17 protein-coding genes and 3 pseudogenes are annotated in these 19,645 nt (G+C 68.5%); 8 read left to right on the forward strand and 12 right to left on the reverse strand.

Going from position 1 to position 19,645, the window contains the following annotated elements; genetic code table 11:
* Window positions 1–266: 266 nt before the first annotated feature.
* From ABIC66_RS17550 to lgt, 4 genes are all read right to left on the reverse strand, one after another.
* Entirely contained in the window at window positions 267–1,205 is a 939-nt protein-coding gene (locus ABIC66_RS17550; RefSeq protein WP_354071636.1) for a ribose-phosphate pyrophosphokinase, read from the reverse strand.
* Between the two features lie 184 nt (window positions 1,206–1,389).
* Entirely contained in the window at window positions 1,390–2,178 is a 789-nt protein-coding gene (pgeF, locus tag ABIC66_RS17555; protein ID WP_354071638.1) for a peptidoglycan editing factor PgeF, read from the reverse strand.
* The gene (locus tag ABIC66_RS17560; protein WP_354071639.1) at window positions 2,175–3,278 is read right to left on the reverse strand and encodes a class I SAM-dependent methyltransferase; all 1,104 of its coding nucleotides are present in this window, start codon (window positions 3,276–3,278) and stop codon (window positions 2,175–2,177) included. The genes pgeF and ABIC66_RS17560 overlap by 4 nt, the downstream gene beginning before the upstream one ends.
* Window positions 3,265–4,164, reverse strand: a complete 900-nt coding sequence (gene lgt / locus ABIC66_RS17565) for a prolipoprotein diacylglyceryl transferase (RefSeq protein WP_354071641.1) — start codon at window positions 4,162–4,164, stop codon at window positions 3,265–3,267. Before lgt ends, ABIC66_RS17560 begins: the two co-directional genes overlap by 14 nt.
* A 117-nt stretch (window positions 4,165–4,281) precedes the next feature.
* Between lgt and ABIC66_RS17570 the strand changes: the two genes are divergently transcribed.
* From ABIC66_RS17570 to ABIC66_RS17590, 5 genes and pseudogenes are all read left to right on the forward strand, one after another.
* Complete coding sequence (locus ABIC66_RS17570) at window positions 4,282–4,551, forward strand: accessory factor UbiK family protein (RefSeq protein WP_354071643.1); 270 nt, start codon at window positions 4,282–4,284, stop codon at window positions 4,549–4,551.
* A 130-nt stretch (window positions 4,552–4,681) separates the two neighbouring features.
* Window positions 4,682–5,188 (forward strand): type III secretion system chaperone family protein, encoded by a 507-nt coding sequence (locus tag ABIC66_RS17575; protein WP_354071645.1) that lies wholly within the window; start codon window positions 4,682–4,684, stop codon window positions 5,186–5,188.
* Window positions 5,189–5,307: 119 nt separating this feature from the next.
* The gene (gene proC, locus ABIC66_RS17580; protein ID WP_354071647.1) at window positions 5,308–6,090 is read left to right on the forward strand and encodes a pyrroline-5-carboxylate reductase; all 783 of its coding nucleotides are present in this window, start codon (window positions 5,308–5,310) and stop codon (window positions 6,088–6,090) included.
* A gap of 40 nt (window positions 6,091–6,130) precedes the next feature.
* Window positions 6,131–6,667 (forward strand): TetR family transcriptional regulator, encoded by a 537-nt coding sequence (locus tag ABIC66_RS17585; protein WP_354072002.1) that lies wholly within the window; start codon window positions 6,131–6,133, stop codon window positions 6,665–6,667.
* Window positions 6,668–6,670: 3 nt separating this feature from the next.
* Window positions 6,671–6,797: pseudogene (locus ABIC66_RS17590) on the forward strand (hypothetical protein); the annotation flags it as partial.
* Between the two features lie 20 nt (window positions 6,798–6,817).
* Here the strand turns inward: ABIC66_RS17590 and ABIC66_RS17595 are convergent.
* From ABIC66_RS17595 to ABIC66_RS17605, 3 genes are all read right to left on the reverse strand, one after another.
* On the reverse strand, window positions 6,818–8,173 hold the full coding sequence (locus tag ABIC66_RS17595; RefSeq protein WP_354071649.1) for an ATP-binding protein: 1,356 nt from the start codon (window positions 8,171–8,173) through the stop codon (window positions 6,818–6,820).
* A gap of 121 nt (window positions 8,174–8,294) precedes the next feature.
* The gene (locus tag ABIC66_RS17600; protein ID WP_354071651.1) at window positions 8,295–8,996 is read right to left on the reverse strand and encodes a response regulator; all 702 of its coding nucleotides are present in this window, start codon (window positions 8,994–8,996) and stop codon (window positions 8,295–8,297) included.
* A gap of 9 nt (window positions 8,997–9,005) precedes the next feature.
* Window positions 9,006–9,506, reverse strand: a complete 501-nt coding sequence (locus tag ABIC66_RS17605) for a MarR family winged helix-turn-helix transcriptional regulator (protein ID WP_354071653.1) — start codon at window positions 9,504–9,506, stop codon at window positions 9,006–9,008.
* A gap of 80 nt (window positions 9,507–9,586) precedes the next feature.
* Between ABIC66_RS17605 and ABIC66_RS17610 the strand changes: the two genes are divergently transcribed.
* Window positions 9,587–10,477 carry a branched-chain amino acid aminotransferase gene (locus tag ABIC66_RS17610; RefSeq protein ID WP_354071654.1) on the forward strand — a complete coding sequence of 297 codons (891 nt, stop codon included), beginning with the start codon at window positions 9,587–9,589 and terminating at the stop codon, window positions 10,475–10,477.
* A 234-nt stretch (window positions 10,478–10,711) separates the two neighbouring features.
* Here the strand turns inward: ABIC66_RS17610 and ABIC66_RS17615 are convergent, their stop codons facing one another.
* Window positions 10,712–11,317 carry an acid phosphatase gene (locus tag ABIC66_RS17615; protein ID WP_354072004.1) on the reverse strand — a complete coding sequence of 202 codons (606 nt, stop codon included), beginning with the start codon at window positions 11,315–11,317 and terminating at the stop codon, window positions 10,712–10,714.
* 63 nt (window positions 11,318–11,380) lie between these two features.
* Window positions 11,381–12,496 (reverse strand): annotated as a pseudogene (locus ABIC66_RS17620) (phosphatidylinositol-specific phospholipase C1-like protein); the annotation flags it as partial.
* A gap of 78 nt (window positions 12,497–12,574) precedes the next feature.
* Between ABIC66_RS17620 and ABIC66_RS17625 the strand changes: the two are divergent.
* Window positions 12,575–15,408: pseudogene (locus ABIC66_RS17625) on the forward strand (TonB-dependent receptor).
* 76 nt (window positions 15,409–15,484) lie between these two features.
* Here the strand turns inward: ABIC66_RS17625 and ahpF are convergent.
* The 3 genes from ahpF to ABIC66_RS17640 form a co-directional block, all read right to left on the reverse strand.
* A complete protein-coding gene (gene ahpF, locus ABIC66_RS17630) occupies window positions 15,485–17,071 on the reverse strand; it encodes an alkyl hydroperoxide reductase subunit F (protein WP_354071656.1) in 1,587 nt (528 codons plus the stop codon).
* Window positions 17,072–17,212: 141 nt separating this feature from the next.
* Complete coding sequence (gene ahpC / locus ABIC66_RS17635) at window positions 17,213–17,776, reverse strand: alkyl hydroperoxide reductase subunit C (RefSeq protein ID WP_354071658.1); 564 nt, start codon at window positions 17,774–17,776, stop codon at window positions 17,213–17,215.
* A gap of 91 nt (window positions 17,777–17,867) precedes the next feature.
* The gene (locus ABIC66_RS17640; protein WP_354071660.1) at window positions 17,868–18,674 is read right to left on the reverse strand and encodes a DoxX family membrane protein; all 807 of its coding nucleotides are present in this window, start codon (window positions 18,672–18,674) and stop codon (window positions 17,868–17,870) included.
* A gap of 172 nt (window positions 18,675–18,846) precedes the next feature.
* Here ABIC66_RS17640 and ABIC66_RS17645 point away from each other — a divergent pair, with 172 nt between their 5' ends.
* Entirely contained in the window at window positions 18,847–19,641 is a 795-nt protein-coding gene (locus ABIC66_RS17645; protein WP_354071662.1) for a winged helix-turn-helix domain-containing protein, read from the forward strand.
* The last annotated feature ends 4 nt before the right edge of the window (window positions 19,642–19,645 follow it).

Here is a 19,645-nt window from a genome sequence, read left to right on the forward strand (position 1 = left end):
GCCCGGGCAGGCGACATTGTGACTGTCGCCCCGTTAACCAGACTTTTACAAGCGGGACCGTGCGGGAGGCGAGTAGCAGGGTGACAATACCCCTACAATCCGCTCTCCCCGGCGAAAGCCGGGGCCCAGATGGAAAAACGCTGGGGCGAGTTCTAGGAACGCCGCGTTCTTCCAATCAACCTAGACGCCATAGGATCTGGATCCCGGCTGGAGTTTACGCTCGGGCGCGCAAGGCGCGACCCGTGGCGCCGGGAAGAGCGGGTAATTCAGTCGAACAGCTTCGACACCGACTCTTCGTTGGCGATCCGGCGGATGGCCTCGCCGATCAGCGGGGCGCACGAAACGTAGCGGATCTTGGCGCAGGCCTTGGCCGGGTCCGAGGCTTCGATCGAGTCGGTGACCACCAGCTCAGTCAGGACGGAGTTGGCGACGCGGTCCACGGCCGCGCCCGATAGGACGCCGTGGGTGATGTAGGCGCTGACCGACTTGGCGCCGTGGCTCATCAGGGCTTGGGCGGCGTTGCACAGGGTGCCGGCCGAGTCGGCGATATCATCGAACAGGATGCAGCGGCGATCCTTGACGTCGCCGATGATGTTCATGACTTCCGACTGGCCCGGGCCCGAGCGACGCTTGTCGACGATGGCCAGGTCGGCGTCGTTCAGACGCTTGGCCAGGGCGCGGGCGCGAACCACGCCGCCGACGTCCGGGGACACGACCATCAGATCGTCGCCCATGGCGTAGTGCTGGCGGATGTCCTCGGCCATCAGGCGCGAGGGCAGCAGATTGTCGGTCGGGATGTCGAAGAAGCCCTGGATCTGGCCGGCGTGCAGATCCATCGTCAGGACGCGGTCGGCGCCCGAGCGGGTGATCAGGTTGGCGACCAGCTTGGCCGAGATCGGCGTGCGGCCGCCGGTCTTACGGTCCTGGCGAGCATAGCCGAAATAGGGCAGCACCGCGGTGATCCGCTTGCCCGACGCGCGCTTCAGGGCGTCGATGCAGATCAACAGCTCCATCAGGTTGTCGTTGGCCGGGTAGCTGGTCGACTGGATGACGAAGACGTCCTCGCCCCGCACGTTCTCGTCGATGGTGACGAACACCTCGAGGTCGGCGAACCGGCGCACCTGGGCGCGGGTCAGCGGCATGTCGAGATATTCCGCGATCGCCTGGGACAGCGGGCGGTTGGAGTTGCCGGACAGCAGCTTCATGGGGATATCTCGGGGTGGGGGTCGCCGTTGCCGGGCCTTCTAGCAGCGATCGCCCTCGACACAAGTGTTAACGGGCGAGACTCTTCAGCTTCCGTGTCCGGAGCATCGTGCTCGTGTCCTTTGGGCCTCAGGATTCCCCCCATATTCGCTCATCCCCCGAAAGTGGGGATGAGCGGTGAAGGTGTCAGGCTTCCAGGCTGATCGCCGACAGCAGGCGGCCGTAGTCGCCCTCGCCGTTCAGGAAGGCGCGCCGGTTGGAGAAGAACCATTCCTCCTCGGCTCGGGTGTCGCGGCCGACCCATTCGCGGCGCTCGACGCCGGCGGTCTCCAGCCGGTCCAGCACGAACGACGGCAGGTCGAACAAGCGCTTGTCATCGCGCTCGCCCCGCTTGAAGAACCGGCCGGAGCCCGGGCAGTCGGCCTCGAAGCGGTGCAGGAACTCCAGCCCCACCTCGTAGGACTTGGGGCCGATGCAGGGGCCGACGACGCCGGTGATGCGCTCGGGCTTCGCGCCCAGCTCGACCATGCAGTCGACGGCGGCCTGGACGACGCCGTCCAGCGCCCCGCGCCAGCCGGCGTGGGCGGCGGCCACGACCCGCGCCTCGGGATCGACCAGCAGCACCGGCGCGCAGTCGGCCGCCAGGGCCCCGCAGATCACGCCGGGAGTCTTGGTCACCACCGCGTCGCCCTGCGGTCGCGCGTCGCCCCACGAGCCGTCGGCCTTGATCGCGATGGTCGAGTGGATCTGGTAGCAGGTGTTCAGATCTTCCGGATCGCCACCGAACCAGCGCGCGGCGCGAGCCCGGTTCTCGACCACGTCGGCCGGATCGTCCTTGCTGCCCCGTCCGACGTTCAGGCTGGCATAGATGCCCGTCGAGATCCCGCCCTTGCGTGTGAAGAACGCGTGGCGCACGCCGGGCAGGCTGGCCAGCAGGGGCGACTGGATCGTCGGCAGGTCGGACTTCTTGGTCATGTCGCGTCCTCGAAGAGGGGGGGCGAAAGGTCGGGCGCGCAGAGGCAAGCGACCTTGAACAGAGCGCCCATCTGCGCCTTGCCGACCAGACGATCAAGCTGTCTTGCGATCTGGTCGGCGCGCTCGGGCCGAGCGGCGGACAACGTTTGGGCGCGCGCCTCGATCCCCAGCGCCAGCAGAAACTCGGCCTGACTCAGGACCGGTCCGGCCTTGGCGCCGGCCTCGCGGGCGGCGGCGATCACGGCGGGGAAGTCGGCCCAGACGGTCAGGTCGGCCAGGCCGGCGGTCTTCAGCGGGTCGACCTTCCGATGGTTTTGGACGGCTTGCAGCGTGTCGCCGGGCTCCGGCGCGGCGCGGCCGTAGTCGACCAGCAGCGCCGCGCCGCCGTCGATCGCCAGACGATGGGCGATGTCCGAGGCTAGGGCCGCCTGGGCCGGGGAGGATTCCCAGATGCTGCCGATATCAATGCGCCCTTCCCCCTCGATGGGGGAAGGGCTGGGGACGGGGGTGACTTCGGCGTTGGCCGACTTCCCGAGGCTCCGCAACCCGAACGCCAGCTCGCCATCCTCGCCCAGCCCGATCACCCGCTCGGCCCAGCCGCTTTCCGTCCGCACGAACTGCCGGGCCGGCAAGCAGTCCAGCAACTCGTTGGCGACCAGGATCATCGGCGCGCCGCCGGGAACCTCGTCCAGCCGTCCGACCCAGCGCGGACCATCGCCCAGCCGCTCGGCCTGTTTCGCCCGCAAAGGTTCCGACACCTCGACCAGCCAAACCTCGGCGGCGCCCAGGAAAGCCGGCTCTAGGCGCGCTGCCCGCAGCAGGTCGCTCATCAGCGTGCCGTCGCCCGGCCCCATCTCGACCAGGCGGAACGGCGCCGGGCGGCCCATGCGGCTCCAGGTCTCGATCGCCCACAGGCCGATCAGCTCGCCGAACATCTGGCTGACCAGCGGGGCGGTGATGAAGTCGCCGCCGACCCCCAGATCAGGCCGCGTGGCGTAGTAGCCGTCGCGCGGGTCGTGCAGGCAGCGGGTGAAGAACTCGGGGACGCTGATCGGCCCGTCCTGGGCGATCTGCGCCTTCAGGCGATCAAGCAGGCTCATGAGCCTCGTCGAGCAGGGGGGCGCGCAGCGCCTTCCACAGCAGCCAGCCGCCGACCAGGATCATCGGGGTCGACAGCATCATCCCCATGGTCAGGCCGAACGGGAACTCGGGCATGCCGACATCGGGGTTGCGCACGTTCTCCAGCGACAGGCGGAACAGGCCGTACGACAGCAAGAAGGTGGCGACCAGCGCCCCGCGCCGCCGCAGCCACTTCAGCCGATAGACGGCGAAGGCCAGGATCGCGAACAGCAGCAGGCCTTCCAGGCCGGCCTCGTAAAGCTGGCTGGGATGGCGTGGGTAGGGACCGGCCGGGCAGGCTCCGCGATTGGCCGCCTTGATCGTCTCGTTGCAGAAGATCATGCCCAGCGGCGAGTCGGTCTGGCGGCCCCACAGCTCGCCGTTGATGAAGTTGGCGACCCGGCCGAAGAACAGGCCAATCGGCGCCACCGGCGCGATCAGGTCGCCCAGCTTCAGGATGTCGATCTTGTTGCGCCGCGCGAACAGGGCGACCGCCGCGCAGACGCCCAGGAAGCCGCCGTGGAATGACATGCCGCCTTCCCAGATCTTGAAGACGTCCATCGGATGGGCCGCCAGCCAGATCCGCTGGTCCTGGTTCAGCAGCATGTAGAACAGGATGTAGCCGATCCGCCCGCCGACGATGATGCCCAGGGTGATCCAGAGCACCAGGTCGTCGATCTGCAGCGGCGTGGCGGTCGGCGCGCGGCCGCCCCACAGCCGCTCGGTCCGCGTCAGACGGATGGCGTAGCGCCAGCCCAGCAGGATGCCGGCGACATAGGCCAGGGCGTACCAGCGCAGGGCCAGCGGCCCCCATTGCAGGGCCAGGGGGCCGATGTGGACCACGGGATCGATGTTCGGAAAGATCACGCCGGACAGCTCCGCTCGGGACAGATCGACGCAGGTCTATAGGGTTCGGGCTTCGCTTTCATCCCCCGTTTCCCATATAAGAAGCGCCGGCCCGCCGTTCGGGCCTTCGGAACCGCGATGCACAGCCAGAACCCTTTCCTCGACGAATTCGCCAAGCTGACCCAGGCGGCCATGGGCATCGCCCAGACGGCCGGCGAGGAGGCGAAGACCGCGATGCGGGCCCAAGCCGACCGCCTGGCGGCCGAGTTCGACCTGATCCGTCGCGACGATTTCGAGGCCCTGAAGGCCGAGGTCGCGGCGCTCCGCGAAGAGGTCGCCAACCTCAAGGCGAGCAAGAAGACTCCGACTCCGAAGACCTCGGGAAAAACCGCGACTTCAGGCGAATAGGCGAATCATCGCTCGCGCCCGACGTGAAGCGGGTTGAGACGAACGCCGCGAAGCAGATTAGTGTCCTCGGTACGTGAGCGATTCACGGCGGGGCTAACCCCCGCCTCGCTGGCGGGGACGTAGGTTTTTCATGGATACCCAACCGGAAGACGACGACGTCCTGATGGCTCTCGACCCCCTCGAGGTGGTCGAGCATGTCCTGTCCGCTGAAAACCTGACCTTCGATCGCACCGAAGACGGCGACCTGGCCTTCGCGCTGAAGGGCGACTGGAAGGACTACGAGCTGTGGTTCGCCTGGCGACCCGAGGCCGACTGCCTGCAGCTGTGCCTGTCGCTGGATCTGCGCGCGCCGAAGTCCAAGCGCTCGAACGCCTATGAACTGCTGGCCCTGATCAATCAGCGGGTCTGGCTGGGTCACTTCGAGGTCTGGACCGACGACGGCGAGGTGGTGTTCCGCCACGCCCTGGCCCTGCCGGCCGGCGAGCGCCCGACCATGGCCCAGGCCGCCTCGATGATCGACGCGGCGGTCGAAGCCGCCGACCGCTTCTTCCCGGCCTTCGAATTCCTGCTCCAGGGCGCCAAGACCCCGGACCAGGCCATGGCCGCCTGCATGTTCGAGACGGTCGGGCAGGCTTAAAACGCGCTTGTCATCCCGGCCGAAAGCCCGCATCGCGGGCTGAAGAGCCGGGACCGCGACAGGCGCGGCGCATCCGGCGGTCCCGGCTTTCGCCGGGATGACAGGCTATGGAGTGCGTCATGATCCCCATCCTCCTCCTCGGCGCGGGCCGCATGGGCGGCGCCTTGATCGAAGGCTGGCGTGACGCCGGGGCCTTCGCCGCCGGCGACCTGATCGTCCGGGATCCGAACGTCGACGCCGCCGCCTTCGCGGGCGCGACGGTCAATCCGCCCCCTGAAGCCCTCGCCGCCGCCAAGACCGTGCTGCTGGCCGTGAAGCCGCAGATCTGGCGCGAGGCGGTCAAGGACGTCGTTCCGCACCTGGCCGCCGACGCCGTCATCGTCTCGATCGCCGCCGGCGTCCGGGCCGCCGACATCGCGCGGGTCTTCGAAGGCCGGCGCGTCGCGCGGGTCATGCCGACCACCGCCGTCGCCATCGGACGCGGCGCGGCCAGCATCTTCGCCGAGGACGTCGCCGCCCGCGCCGCCGCCCACGCCCTGTTCGCGCCGGTGGCCACGGTGGTCGACCTGCCGTCGGAAGAGTTGATGCACGCGGCGACCGCCGTGTCCGGTTCGGCCCCGGCCTATCTCTACGCCTTCATCGAGGCGCTGGAGGCGGCCGGCGCGGCCCAGGGCCTGGACGCGGCCGACAGCGCCAGGCTGGCCCGCGCCACGATCATCGGCGCCGCGGCGCTGATGGAAAAGAGCGGCGAGGAGCCGTCCGAGCTGCGCAAGCAGGTGACCTCGCCCGGCGGCACGACCGCAGCGGCGCTGGCGGTGCTGATGGGCGAGGGCGGCTTCGGCGACCTGCTGCCTAGGGCCATGGACGCGGCGGTGGCGCGCTCGAAGGAACTCGGGGGCTGAGAGGCTTGTCGTGGAGCGTTCCACGGCTCATCTCTTGGCCATGACCGACGAAATCCTCGACCGCGCCGCCGACGCCGCCCTGGCTCTCGCCGCCGACAAGCCCTGGCCGCAGGTCTCGCTGCGCGACATCGCCCTGAAGGCCGAGGTCCCGTTCGCCGACCTCTACGCCCTGGCCAACAGCAAGCACGCGGTGCTGGACTGCCTGTCGACCCGCTTCGACCGCGCGGCGCTGGGTGTCGACTATCCCGAGGGCTCGGCCGCGCATGACCGCCTGTTCGACGCGGCCATGGCCCGCCTCGAGGCGATGGAGCCGCACCGCGCCGCCCTGATCGCCATCGCCAGGGGCGAGGGGCCGCTGGTCTCGGCGACCCGCTTCCCGCGCATCGCCCGCGCCGTGCTGGAAGCCGCCGGCGTCGAGGCCACCGCGCCGCGCCTCTTGGCCATGACCGCCGTCTGGGCCCGGGTCGTCCAGGTCTGGCGCGACGACGAAGGCGCCCTGAACCGCACCATGGCCGAGCTCGACAAGCGCCTGAAGCAGATGGCCGAGCAGCTGAAGAAGATCGGGGCGGGGCTCTAGGCGTCAGACGCCCCCTCCGTCTCGGCGCGGATCCGCGCCGATCCACCTCCCCCGCGGGCGGGGGAGGAGAAGCACCTTCCTCCTCACCCGTGAAACGGGGGAGGTGGCGCGCTGCGGACACGCAGCGTGACGGAGGGGGCGTTCTGACGCCTACCCCGGCAACCTGATCGACGCCCTTAGCCCCCCCATCTCCGAGCGCGCCAGCACCAGGTCGCCGCCCAGCCCCCGGGCCATGTCGCGCGCGATGGCCAGGCCCAGGCCCACGCCCTTCTCGTTCTGGTTCCGGGACTCGTCGAGCCGCGAGAACGGCTTGAAGGCCTCCTCGTAGCGGTCTTCGGGAATGCCGGGGCCGTCGTCGTCGACGGCGATCTCGACGCCGCCCGTCTCGACGCCCATTGTCAGGCGCTCGGCGGTGGTCACCTTCACCCGACGGGCGTGGGCGACGCCGTTGTCGATCAGGTTGGCCAGGGCCCGGCGGAAGGCCAGGGGCCGCACGCGCGCCTCCAGGCCCCGGGTGATCTCGGTCTCGATCGCCGCTCCGGTCCGTTCGGCGTCGGCCACGACGCCCTCGACCAGTTCGGAGAGATCGACGACCTGGGCCGCTTCCCCGCCTTCGCCGCGGGCGAAGGCCAGGTACTCGTCGATCATGTGCTCCATCTCGGAGAGGTCGCCCTTCATCGCGTCCAGCTGTTCGCTGGGTTCGGACATCGCCATTTCCAGCTTCAGGCGGGTCAGCGGCGTGCGCAGGTCGTGGCTGACGCTGGCCAGCAGGGCCGTGCGCTGCTCGATATGGCGGATGATGCGGGCCCGCATGGCCATGAAGGCCTGGGCCGCCTGGCGCACCTCGCGCGCGCCGTGCGGCTTGAAGTCGTGGTCCTCGCCCCGCCCGAACGCATCGGCGGCGTCGGCCAGGCGCTCGATGGCCCGCACCTGGTTGCGGATGAACAGGATGGCGATCGCCGTCAGCAGCATGGTCGCCACCACCATCCACAGGATGAAGATGTGGCCCTGGGTGGCGTAGGCCCGGTCGCGCAGGGCGTAGATCTGCAGGACCCCGCCCTTCACCTGCACCCGGATGTCGATATAGGCGGTGTAGCGGGTGGTATCGAACCAGAACGGATTGTCGAGCCGGTCTTCCAGGGCGTTCTGCAGCGAGCGGTCCAGGGCCGCGAACAGCGACGGCCGATGGCTGGTCGGAAGCTTCTTGCCCTTCTGGAAGGCGATCGACAGCGACATCGAGTCCTCGGCCCGCTTGGCCAGCTTGTCGACGGCGGCGGGGCTGGGATCGTCTTCGTAGGATTGCACCGCCCAGGCGATGTCGCCGGCCAGCCCCTCGGACAGCTTGCTGGTCACCGACTGCCAGTGGGCGTCGAAGAACGCCCAGGTCACCGCGATCTGCATCACCGCCACCGGCAGGATAATAATCAGCAGGCTGCGCCCGAACAGGGTCGTGGGCAGCCAGCGCTTAATGAACAGCGGGATATAGAGCTTGGTGCGCAAGCGCATCACTGGCCCCCTCCGCGCCTGCGGCGTTCCTCCCCCAGAGGGGGAAGAAGGGGGCGGGCGCGGTCCTTCTTCCCCCTCTGGGGGAGGAGGATGCGCAGCGTCCGGAGGGGGCCAGTAATCATCAATCCGGCGCCAGCCGGTATCCCACCCCGCGCACGGTCTGCAGGTAGCGCGGGTTCTTCGGGTCCGGCTCGATCTTGCGACGCAGGCGGGTGACCTGGACGTCGACGGCGCGGCCGGTGGCGTCGGCGGTGTCGCGGGCCAGCTCCAGGCGGTCGACCGGCTCGTGGGCCGAGCGGGCCAGGCGGCGCAGCAAGGTGACCTCGGCCTCGGTCAGGCGGACGGCCTCGCCGTCGCAGGTCAGCTCGCCGCGCTCGGCCTCGAAAGTGCAGCGGCCCAGCATCAGGGCCTTGGGCCCGACCGGCCGCGCGGCCGAGCGGCGCAGGATGGCCTCGATGCGCAGCAGCAGCTCCTGCGGCTCGAACGGCTTGCCCAGATAGTCGTCGACGCCGCTGGACAGGCCCTCGATGCGGTCGGCCGTCTGGTCGCGCGCCGTCAGCATCAGGATCGGCGTGCGGCCGCTCTCGCCGCCCTTGGCCCGCAGGCGCTTGGTGAAGGCGTAGCCGTCCTCGCCGGGCATCATCACGTCCAGCACCATCAGGTCGAAGTCCAGCGCCCCGAACAGCCGGTCGGCGCCAGCCGCGTCCGAGGCGGCCGTGACGCGGAAGCCGGCTCGGCTCAGGAATTCCTTGATCAGCTTGCGCAGGCGGTCGTCGTCGTCGACGACCAGGATGTGACGTTCGCGACGCTCTTCTGGAGTCATGGTCGAACCCTACGAGGCTTGGCGTCGACCGGCGCCCTGGCGTGGGCCCGCCAGGGCGGCCAGGATCCGACGCGTGCCAGCCACGCCGTCCAGCCCGCCGGTGCGATAGGCGCGGGCCAGCAGGGCGCGCAGGCGCTCGGCCGTGCGCTGCTCGAAGGCCACGCCCTCGGCGGTCAGGGTCGCGGGGCGGCGGCGGCCGTCCAGGTCGCCCGCACCGCGCTCGACCAGGCCAGCCTTCTGAAGGTCGGCCAAGGTGCGGCTGGCGGCCTGTTTCGAAAGGCTGGTCAGCTTGGACAGGTCCTGCACGCCGATCCCCGGCCGGCGACGCAGCAAGAAGGTCGCACGCCAGTGCGAGCGGCCCAGGCCCAGGGCCTCGCTCTCCAGCGCCGCGTCGACCGCGGCCCACAGCGAGGCCTCGGCCAGCAGGATCAGCTCGAGCCCGCCGTCCAACTCCTCCTCACGGAGGATCAGACGGGGATCGTCCGAACCGGGCTGCAGCGGGGCTATCATCGCGAGGAGTCCATTTAATTTGACGCACCCTTTTCCGGGGCGTCTAAGGGCCGGGTTTTCAATAAGGAGGTCTTGGGCCGATGTCTCTGGTTCCCTTCGACGATCGTGACGGTTGGATCTGGCTGGACGGCCAGCTCATTCCCTGGCGCGAGGCGAAGGTGCACGTATTGACGCACGGCCTCCACTACGCTTCGTCCGTCTTCGAAGGCGAACGGATGTACGGCGGCGAGATCTTCAAGCTGACCGAGCATACGGAGCGCCTGTTCAAGTCTGCCGAGATCCTTGATTTCAAGATCCCGTACAGCGTGGCCGAGATCGACGAGGCCTGCAAGGCGACCGCGGCCAAGAATAATCTCACCGATTGTTATGTTCGTCCGATCGCCTGGCGCGGCAGCGAAATGATCGGTGTTTCGGCGCAGCAGACCAAGATCCACGTCGCCATCGCCGTCTGGGAATGGCCCAGCTACTTCGACCCGGCCACCAAGGCCAAGGGCATCCGCCTGACCTGGGCCAAGTACCAGCGTCCCGACCCCAAGACCGCCCCGGTCGCGGCCAAGGCCGCCGGTCTCTACATGATCTGCACCATCTCCAAGCACGCCGCCGAGAAGGACGGCTATGCCGACGCGATGATGCTGGACTATCGCGGCTACGTGGCCGAGGCGACCGGCGCCAACGTGTTCTTCGTCAAGGACGGCGTGCTTCACACCCCCAAGCCCGACTGCTTCCTGGACGGCATCACCCGCCGCACGGTGATCGGCCTGGCCAAGGACAAGGGCATCGAGGTGGTCGAGCGCCACATCCAGAAGGAAGAGCTGTCGACCTTCACCGAGTGCTTCATCGTCGGCACCGCCGCCGAGGTCACTCCGGTCTCGGAAATCGGCGAGTTCAAGTTCACCCCGGCCAAGCTGTCGCTGGACCTGATGGACACCTATGCGGCCCTAGTGCGCAACGAGGTTCTCGAAACCGCCTAAGGCCTGTCGCTAGAAGAGATGACGCCGTTCGAGGGAGACCTCGGGCGGCGTTTCGTTTGAGTGCTCATTCCTTCTCCCCTTGCGGGAGAAGGTGTCGCCGCAGGCACGGATGAGGGGTCGATAATCCTGTCAGCTTGGCGCCCGGCATCAGCCGCCCGTCGCGGCGGTCCTCACCTTCAACCCCTCACCCGACCCGCTTCGCGGGCCACCCTCTCCCGCAAGGGTAGAGGGAAGCTACTTCTTCCCAGCGTCCGCCATCGCCGCCGCCACTTCCGTGCGGGCCATCTCGATGTCCCGCCGGAACGCCTCCGACGCGTGCTCGGCGCCATAGATCACCGCGCCGGCCTGCAGACCGGCCTCGGCGGCGCTGACGGTGTGGCTGCCGCAGATCCAGCGGCTTTCGGCGTATTCGCGACCGCGGGCATAGAGGGCGTCGGCGCGGGAGGGGACCACCTCGGCCAGGATCATCGCCACCTGCTCGCCGAAGGCCGCGTGGCCGGACGGGTAGTCGGGATTGCCGGCCAGATGGGCGCTCTTGGCCTCGCAGATCGGCGCGGCGTCCTTGCCGATATAGGGGCGCTTGGTCCCCCAGTGGTCCTTGGCCAGGCCGACCACCGAGCGGTCGTCGCCGGCTCTTTCCAGCAGAGCGGAAAGGATCGGCGCGTTGGCGGGCGTCAGGCGCACGCCCAGCGCCGTCTCGAAGTGCTCGAAGGCCGTACCCTTGACGTCCGCCGTGGCCAGCGCCCAGCGCGGCGTGTCCTTCAGTCTGCGGCTCTGGTCGAAGATCGCCGCGTCGGCGACGGCGCGGGGCGAGCCGGGCGCCGGCGGCGGCGCCAGCACCTTGGTCAGGTCCGGCCGGGCGACAGGCGCGAGGTAGCCGCGCGCCGGGGCGCCGGGCAGGGCCTCGATCGCCAGGCCGTCGCAGGCCTTGGCCGCGCGGACCGGATTGCACTCGGCGACGTCGCCGCCGGTCAGCCGCACCGCATAGCCGCCCGGCAGGCGCGGATCCGCCCACATGTAGTCGGTCGAGACATATTGCGCGCCGCTGGTCAGGGCCGCCGTGCGCTGGCGGACGTCGTTGGCGCGGGCGGCCCAGGTGTCGGCGTCGGCGCGAGTGCGGACCATGAAGCCGGCCTTCACAGCGGCGGCGATGCGATCCTTCTGGGCGGTCGGATCGTTCAGGGTCAGGTAGGCGGCGGCCGGTGACGCCTCGTCGGTGTTGACGAACATCGCCCGGCCTTCCAGCGAGGCGCGCTGGCCGCGATAGATCGCGACCTTGGCCGGGCTTTCGTCGAGGGCGAAGAAGACCTTGCCGCGCGCATCCGCGAGCTTGGGCCAGCCGTTCGCGAGGACGCCCTCGCGCAGGGTGGCGGCCTTGCCGCGCACCTGGTCGGGGGTGATCAGCCGGTCCTCGCCGAACACCGAGCGGACCTCGGCGTCCAGGGCGTCGAACAGGGGCTCGGTGAAGGCCAGCGGAACGACGCCGCCGGGGATCGTGGCCTGGCCGTCCTTGGCGTTGATCAGGATCAGGATCGGGACGTGGTCGCGATGGGCGTCCGACCAGGCGCGGATCTCCTTCAGACAGGCCACGAAGGTCACGCACGACGAGCGGAAGTCGACGTCGGGCATGTGGATCATCTTGAAGCCGGGCTTGGCCATCGCCGCCGCGATGGCGGGCGTGAACACGGTCCCGCCGCCGAATACCGTCAGTGGCTTCGCGTAGCGGCCGCCGTCGGGGTCGGCCACGACGTCCAACTCCAATTGGCGAGCCCCGGCGTCCAGCTGCTGGGCCAGCGGCCGGTGGCCGTAGTCGACGCCCAGCGCCGCCTGGCCGCGCGCGGCGACCATGGCCGCCATTTCGTCGGCCGGCGGCAGCAGCTTGTAGGAATTGTGCGTGCCGACCGCCAGCAGGTCATTGACCCGCAAGGCGTTCATCCGCTGGCGGATGCAGGCGGGGCTCTCGTCGCCGGCGGGGCAGGGCGTCGTGGCGAGGGCCAGGGCGGCGAGCAAGCTAAGCATGGGCGTCTCCAGAACAGAGCGTCGCAGTATCGCCGGCGCATGACGGTTTGACGTCGCTTCCGCTGCGTCAGGGCAACGTTGTCATCAACCTTTAATGGAACCGAGGCGCCGAGGTCATCGACGATCCCTAACGCCGCCCCACCGTCGGCACCCTGACAGGGCTTTCGCCGACCGCAGTACAAAGGGGTATTCTCATGTCTCGCACCAAGATCGCGCTGCTCGCCGGCGCGGCGACCATCGTCGCGACCATGCTCGCGCCGGCCGCCTACGCCCGCGCCGCGGAGCCGGCCGCCGCCGAGCCGGCCGACGCCGTCGACGCCATCGTGGTAACCGGTTTCCGCAAATCGCTGGGCGCGGCCCGCGAAGCCAAGCGGACCAGCGCCATCGTCTCGGACGTGATCGTCGCCGAGGACATGGCCAAGTTCCCGGACCTGAACCTGGCCGAGTCGCTGCAGCGCTTGCCGGGCGTGGCGATCAACCGCGAGGGCGGCGAAGGCCGTCGCGTCAGCCTGCGCGGCCTGGGTCCCGACTTCACCCGCGTCCAGCTGAACGGCATGGAAGTGCTGGGCAATGTCGACTCGCCAATGGACAGCCGCGGCCAGACCTCGCGCGACCGGGCGTTCGACTTCAACATCTTCGCCTCGGACCTGTTCTCGAAGGTCGACGTGCGCAAGTCGTTCTCGGCCGAGCAGGACGAGGGCGGCATGGCTGGCACGGTCGGCCTCTACACCGCCAAGCCGTTCGACTATTCGGGGACCAAGGCCGCCCTGTCGCTGCAAGGCGGCACCAACAGCGCCACCAAGGACTTCCAGCCGCGCGGCGCGGCCATGATTAGCAAAAATTGGGACGACAAGTTCGGCGTCCTGGTCTCGGTCGCCTATTCCAAGCGCCAGACCGAGGAGCAGGGCTACAACACCTATGCCGCCCCGACGACCAAGGCCCTGGCCGCCAACGTCGTCAATCTCAGCGCCGCCGACCAGGCCAAGGCGATGAACGGCGAGCTGATCTTCCAGCGCGGCAACCGCCTGACCGTCTGGGGCTCGGACCAGGAGCGCCTAGGCGTGACCGGCGCGGTGCAGTGGCGTCCCGTCGAGAGCGTGACCCTGACGCTGGACGCCCTGCACGGCAAGTTCACCAACAAGCGCAGCGAGAACAGCCTGGCGACCCGCGCCACCCTGAACTCGACCATTCTGGGCGCGGCCACCCCGCACTCGGGACCGTTGGTCAGCGCCCCGCCGGTGCTGAACGCGATCCAGTACGACCGCTTCAACACCGTGGTGTACGCCGACGTCGACAACACCGTCTTCGCCACCGAGACCCGTCGCCAGCACACCAAGAACACCTTCGACCAGCTGGTGCTGACCGGCGAGTGGAAGGTCACCGACCGGCTGACCGTCGACGGCCACCTCGGTCAGGAGACCTCGGACTACGACATTCCGATCTCGGACAAGTTCTACACCGAGGCGTTCGGCGGTCTGATCACCGACTATCGCGGTGACACCGGCCACAACACCTACAAGTGGAACACCACCGACCCGAACAACTACCGGGCCCACGAGATCGATTTCTCGGCCACCTATCAGAGCACCAAGCTGAAGAACGGCGAGCTGAACGGCGCCTATGAGGTCAACGACGCCCTGACCCTGAAGGGCGGCGTGTCGTATCGCGGCTTCAAGAACTCGGGCTACACCCAGGCCACCGACGACCTGAACAAGCCGGCCTGGGAGAAGGGCACGCTGGATGACCACGTCACCAGCTACTACACGATCTTCGACAAGCACGACGATCAGTCGTGGGTCAATGTCGACTGGGACAAGGCTCTCGCCGCCTACGGCGTGACCCGCGTCCTGGGCGCGCCGAAGTCGATCTACGCGGTCGAGGAAAACACCACCGCCGGCTATCTGCAGCTGGACTGGAAGGGCTCGCTGTTCGGCAAGCCGATCCGCGGCAATACCGGCCTGCGCGCCTACGACACCAAGCTGACCTCGTCCGGCGTGATGGCGGTCAAGGGCGTCAACACGCCGACCACGGCCAAGAAGAGCTATTCGGGCGTGCTGCCGGCCTTCAACGCCGTGCTCGAGGTTTCGGACCGCTTCCAGATCCGCGCCGCCGCCGCCCGCAACATCAACCGCCCGGCCCTGGGCGCCTACGCCATGAACGGCACGATCAGCGTCGACGGGTCCAACATCTCGGTCTCGACCGGCAATCCCAACCTCGACCCCTACAAGTCGGACGAGTTCGACCTGGCGGCCGAGTGGTACTTCGGCAGCGTCGGCATGCTGACCGCCGGCGTGTTCCACAAAAGCATCGACGGCCTGGTCGCCAGCCAGACGACGACCAACGTCACCTATGCCAGCACGGGCCTGGCCGAGGGCCTCTATCCCGGCGTCACCGGCGCGAGCCTGGTGTCGACCTACACCCGCCAGGTCAACCTCAACACCGCCAAGCTGACCGGCCTGGAGCTGTCGGCGCAGAGCGACTTCTTCTTCCTGCCGGGCGCGCTGAAGAACCTGGGCGTGGTCGCCAACCTGACCCTGATCGACAGCGAGACGACCAACCTGATCAACGGCAAGCCGCAGAAGAGCGACATCTTCGGCCTGTCGGACGTGAACGCCAACGCCACGCTCTACTACGAGACCGCCAAGTGGGGCGGCCGCGTCTCGGCCAACTACCGCTCGGACTATCTGATCGACAGCGGCGGCTTCAACGCCACCACCTATGTCGACGCGGCGGCCTTCTACCAGCTGACCCCGCGCATCCGCCTGTCGCTGGACGCCATCAACCTGACCGACGAGCGCGAGGAGCAGGTCAACAGCTACAACAACGGCTTCGGCGACGTCGGCGCCAAGCGGCTGTGGAACTATACGACCAGCGGCCGGACGGTGTTCGTGGGGGCGAATATCCAGTTCTAGGGGGGCTGGACCTAGGTACGGAGAAGCCGCCCGGGAGCGATTCCGGGCGGCTTTTTGTTTGACGGCGATTAGCGCCCTAAGCCGCTTCCTGGGCCTCGTTCGCCGGAACCTGGCGGATCAGGTAGTCGAACGCCGACAGCGAGGCCTTCGAGCCTTCGCCCATGGCGATGATGATCTGCTTGTACGGCGTGGTGGTCACATCGCCGGCCGCGAACACGCCCGGCAGCGAGGTCTCGCCGCGATAGTCGACCTCGATCTCGCCGCGCGCGGTCAGGGCCACGCCGGAGTCCTTCAGCCACTCGGTGTTGGGCACCAGGCCGATCTGGACGAAGACCCCTTCCAGGTCCACGCGGTGGACGCTGTCGTGGTTGCGGTCCTTGTAGGACAGGCCCGAGACCTTGCCGTTCTCACCGTGGATCTCGGTGGTCATGGCCGAGGTGACGATCTTGACGTTCGGCAGGCTGGCCAGCTTGCGTTGCAGGACGGCGTCGGCGCGCAGCTGGCTGTCGAACTCGATCAGCGTCACGTGGGCGACGATGCCGGCCAGGTCGATGGCCGCCTCGACGCCGCTGTTGCCGCCGCCGATCACCGCCACGCGCTTGCCCTTGAACAGCGGGCCGTCGCAGTGCGGGCAATAGGCCACGCCCTTGTTGCGGTACTCGGCCTCGCCGGGGACGTTGACGTTCCGCCAGCGGGCGCCGGTCGACAGGATGACGGTGCGCGACTTCAGAGTCGCGCCATTCTCCAGCTTGACCTCGATCAGACCGCCCGGGGTCTTGGCCGGGACCAGGCCGACGGCCTTCTGCAGGTTCATGATGTCGACGTCATACTCTTTGACGTGCTGCTCCAGCGCCGAGGCCATCTTCGGCCCTTCGGTGTGCGGGACGGAGATGAAGTTCTCGATGGCCATGGTGTCCAGCACCTGACCGCCGAAGCGCTCGGCCGCGACGCCGGTGCGGATGCCCTTGCGGGCGGCGTAGATCGCCGCCGCGGCCCCAGCGGGGCCGCCGCCGACCACCAGCACGTCGAAGGCGTCCTTGGTCTTGATCTTCTCGGCGGCGCGATCGGCGGCGCCGGTGTCCAGCTTGGCCAGGATCTGTTCGACGTCCATGCGGCCCTGGCCGAATGGCTGGCCGTTCAGCAGGATGGTCGGCACGGCCATCACCTGGCGAGCCTCGACCTCGGCCTTGAACAGGGCGCCGTCGATGGCGACGTGGCGGATGCGCGGGTTCAGCGCGCTCATGGTGTTCAGCGCCTGCACCACGTCGGGGCAGTTCTGGCAGGATTGCGAGAAGTAGGTCTCGAAGCGGTAGTCGCCATCCAGCGCCTTGATCCGCTCGATGACCTCGGCGTCGACGCGCGGCGGGTGGCCGCCGACGTGCAGCAGGGCCAGCACCAGCGAGGTGAATTCGTGGCCCAGCGGCAAACCCGCGAACCGCACATCGGCGTCGCCGGCCTCGCGAGTGATCGCGAACGAGGGCCTGCGGTCGTTGTCGCCGGCCAGGTTCAGGCTGACCTTGTCCGAGGTCGCGGCGACGTCTTCCAGCAGGCTCAGCATCTCCTTGGAGCCGGCCGAGTCGTCGAGGGAGGCGACCAGTTCGATCGGCTGGCGCAGGTTCTGCAGGTACTGGGTCAGTTGGGTCTTCAGACCGGCGTCCAACATGGCGCGCTCCCAAAAGGCTAGGGGAGGAAAGGAGAGGCGTTCGATTTTCGGGGGAGGAGATCGAACGCGGCGGACGATCGAGGTCCAAGCCGCCGACCGGTCCGAATGAACGGCCGGCGGCTCGGGGAATTCTAGTGGCGCTTAGATCTTGCCGACCAGGTCGAGCGACGGGGCCAGGGTCTTTTCACCCTCTTCCCACTTGGCCGGGCAGACTTCGCCCGGGTGGCTGGCCACGTACTGGGCGGCCTTGATCTTGCGCAGCAGCTCGATGGCGTTGCGGCCGATGCCTTCGGCGGTGATTTCCATGAACTGGATCACGCCCTGCGGGTCGACCAGGAAGGTGCCGCGATCGGCCAGGCCCTGGCCTTCACGCATGACGCCGAAGTTGTTGGTCACCACGCCCGACGGGTCGCCGATCATCGTGTACTTGATCTTGCCGATGGCCGGCGAGCTGTCGTGCCAGGCCTTGTGCGAGAAGTGGGTGTCGGTCGACACCGAATAGATCTCGACGCCCAGGCGGGTGAAGACGTCGTAGTTGTCGGCCAGGTCTTCCAGTTCGGTCGGGCACACGAAGGTGAAATCGGCCGGGTAGAAGAAGAAGACCGACCACTTGCCCTTCACGTCGGCGTCGCTGACCGTGATGAACTTGCCGTCCTTGAAGGCCTGGGCGGTGAAGGGTTTGATCTCGGTGTTGACCAGCGACATGAGGCGCTCCGTTTGGAAAGGGATGCGCCCTTCTACGGGTGTGTCGACGATCGATCAAATTGATAAAACTTGTCGATGGAATAGAGCCAGCCTATGCGGCATCAAGGCGCTCCGCTGGGTCGCGCGTGTGCGGGGCCAGGTAGTCGCCCACGAGCCACAGCGCGCTCATCATCACCAGAGAGATGGCGATTCCAGCCCAGCGCAACCACTGCTGCGGATGGGTCACGGCGCCGGGCGTCCAGACCAGCAGGGCGAAGCTCAGATACATCAACGCGCCGATGCGCGTGGCCGGAACGGCCAGGCGATCAGTGATCAGCGCGATCCCCACGGCGACGTGGCCCAGTCCTGTCGCCACCGCCCAGAAGACGGGCCCGCCTGGGGCCCAGTCCGGGATCAGCGTGATGGTCGCCCGAAGGCTTTCAATATGCGACACGCCGAAGATGATCGAACAGACCCCATAGGTCAGGCGGACGGCCAGGGCGAGCCGCTCGCGCTGGTCGGCCAGTCGGGGCGAGGCGCGGATCCAGATCGTGGCGGCGCCCACGATCACCGCCAGTTGCTCGCAGATCCCCAGCCACACGCCGCCGATCCGTAGCGGCGCGATCAGGACGCGCGGCGCATAGCACAGGGCGTAGAGCGCGAAGAGGCCGATGATGGTCAGGGCGGCCACGCGCCGTGTCCTCTCCGCCAGCAGACCGGCGCCGGACAACACCAGCAGGCCCGCCGACAGGAAAGCCAGGGGCGCGCGGAAGGGCAGGCCGTCCGGGACGGGCTGCCAGTAGATGGCGAAGTCGCGCTGCAGGAAGCAGGTGAGGCCGTAGGCGATGGTCGAGAGGCCCAGCAGCCGGACGCCGAGATCGAGATCGTTCACTTGCCGCGAGAGGGATGCGAAACGCATGGTGGTTCTTCTCCAGAAGAGGGCGGGGACGGTCCCGCTCGGCGATCTGGACGTCGAAGCGCGCGGTGAAGGCGACTAAGGAAAAGCTCAAATTGTTCTCAAGCGCCTCGTATCGCGGCCCGGGCGCGACCATTGTTGAGGGCGAGACAGGCGTCGCGAGGAGATCAGGGGCGTGAACACGGCGGTCGCGGCGGAGCGATACGAGATCGGCGACTGGCAATTCTGGCCCGACGCCAACGAGCTGCGCGCGGGCCAGGAGCGCCGGCGCCTGGAACACCGCGCCGCGCGCACGCTGGAGTTGCTATGCCGGCGGCGCGGTCAGATCGTCTCTCAGGGCGAGATCGTGCGCGAGGTCTGGAGCGGCCGCACGGTCAGCCCCAACAGCGTGCCGGTCGTGATCAGCGACCTGCGCCAGGCCCTGGGCGACGACGCCCGAGAGCCTCTGCACATCGAGACCCTGGCCAAGCGCGGCTATCGGCTGCTGGCATCGCCCAAACCGGTCGAGACAGCGCCGCGCCCGGCGAGGCGTTGGCTGTACGGCATGCTGGCGACGTTGGCTCTGATCGTCTTGATCGGGGTCGGGGTGGCGCGGCCCTGGCGGACGCCGCCCACGCCGTTGGTGCTGCCGGCGGTCCGCAACGAGACCGGCAGTCCTCGCTACCAGCCCCTGGCCGAGGCGACCGACGCCCTGCTGATGACGCGGGCCCAGGCCTTCGGCGGCGTGGAAGTGTTCCGTCAGCCGCCGCCGCGCCACGCGGATCGCGCCGTCACCCTGGACGCGCGCCTGGTGGTCTGGAACGGCCGGCCCGCCGTCACCCTGGCGGCCGAGCGGCCCGGCGGGGCGGTGTTCTGGGTCGCCATGACCCGGGGCGGCGAGGCCGTGATCCCCGGCGATGTCGTGCGGGCGATGGGCGACCTGGGCCGGCGTCTCGAAAACGCGCCCGCCCCGGCGGACAGGCGGCCCTGATCCG

The organism is Caulobacter sp. 1776 (genome assembly GCF_040545685.1).
In the GTDB taxonomy this organism is placed as follows: domain Bacteria; phylum Pseudomonadota; class Alphaproteobacteria; order Caulobacterales; family Caulobacteraceae; genus Caulobacter.

Excerpts from the sequence above, each read along its gene's own strand:
- ABIC66_RS17595 (WP_354071649.1), bottom strand. The coding sequence starts at position 8,173 with ATGCGCTTGCGCACCAAGCTCTATATCCCGCTGTTCATTAAGCGCTGG.
- ABIC66_RS17600 (WP_354071651.1), bottom strand. The coding sequence starts at position 8,996 with ATGACTCCAGAAGAGCGTCGCGAACGTCACATCCTGGTCGTCGACGAC.
- ABIC66_RS17560 (WP_354071639.1), bottom strand. The coding sequence starts at position 3,278 with ATGAGCCTGCTTGATCGCCTGAAGGCGCAGATCGCCCAGGACGGGCCG.
- ABIC66_RS17640 (WP_354071660.1), bottom strand. The coding sequence starts at position 18,674 with ATGCGTTTCGCATCCCTCTCGCGGCAAGTGAACGATCTCGATCTCGGC.
- ABIC66_RS17550 (WP_354071636.1), bottom strand. The coding sequence starts at position 1,205 with ATGAAGCTGCTGTCCGGCAACTCCAACCGCCCGCTGTCCCAGGCGATC.
- ahpC (WP_354071658.1), bottom strand. The coding sequence starts at position 17,776 with ATGTCGCTGGTCAACACCGAGATCAAACCCTTCACCGCCCAGGCCTTC.
- ABIC66_RS17605 (WP_354071653.1), bottom strand. The coding sequence starts at position 9,506 with ATGATAGCCCCGCTGCAGCCCGGTTCGGACGATCCCCGTCTGATCCTC.
- pgeF (WP_354071638.1), bottom strand. The coding sequence starts at position 2,178 with ATGACCAAGAAGTCCGACCTGCCGACGATCCAGTCGCCCCTGCTGGCC.
- ahpF (WP_354071656.1), bottom strand. The coding sequence starts at position 17,071 with ATGTTGGACGCCGGTCTGAAGACCCAACTGACCCAGTACCTGCAGAAC.
- ABIC66_RS17570 (WP_354071643.1), top strand. The coding sequence starts at position 4,282 with ATGCACAGCCAGAACCCTTTCCTCGACGAATTCGCCAAGCTGACCCAG.
- ABIC66_RS17575 (WP_354071645.1), top strand. The coding sequence starts at position 4,682 with ATGGATACCCAACCGGAAGACGACGACGTCCTGATGGCTCTCGACCCC.
- ABIC66_RS17585 (WP_354072002.1), top strand. The coding sequence starts at position 6,131 with ATGACCGACGAAATCCTCGACCGCGCCGCCGACGCCGCCCTGGCTCTC.
- proC (WP_354071647.1), top strand. The coding sequence starts at position 5,308 with ATGATCCCCATCCTCCTCCTCGGCGCGGGCCGCATGGGCGGCGCCTTG.
- ABIC66_RS17610 (WP_354071654.1), top strand. The coding sequence starts at position 9,587 with ATGTCTCTGGTTCCCTTCGACGATCGTGACGGTTGGATCTGGCTGGAC.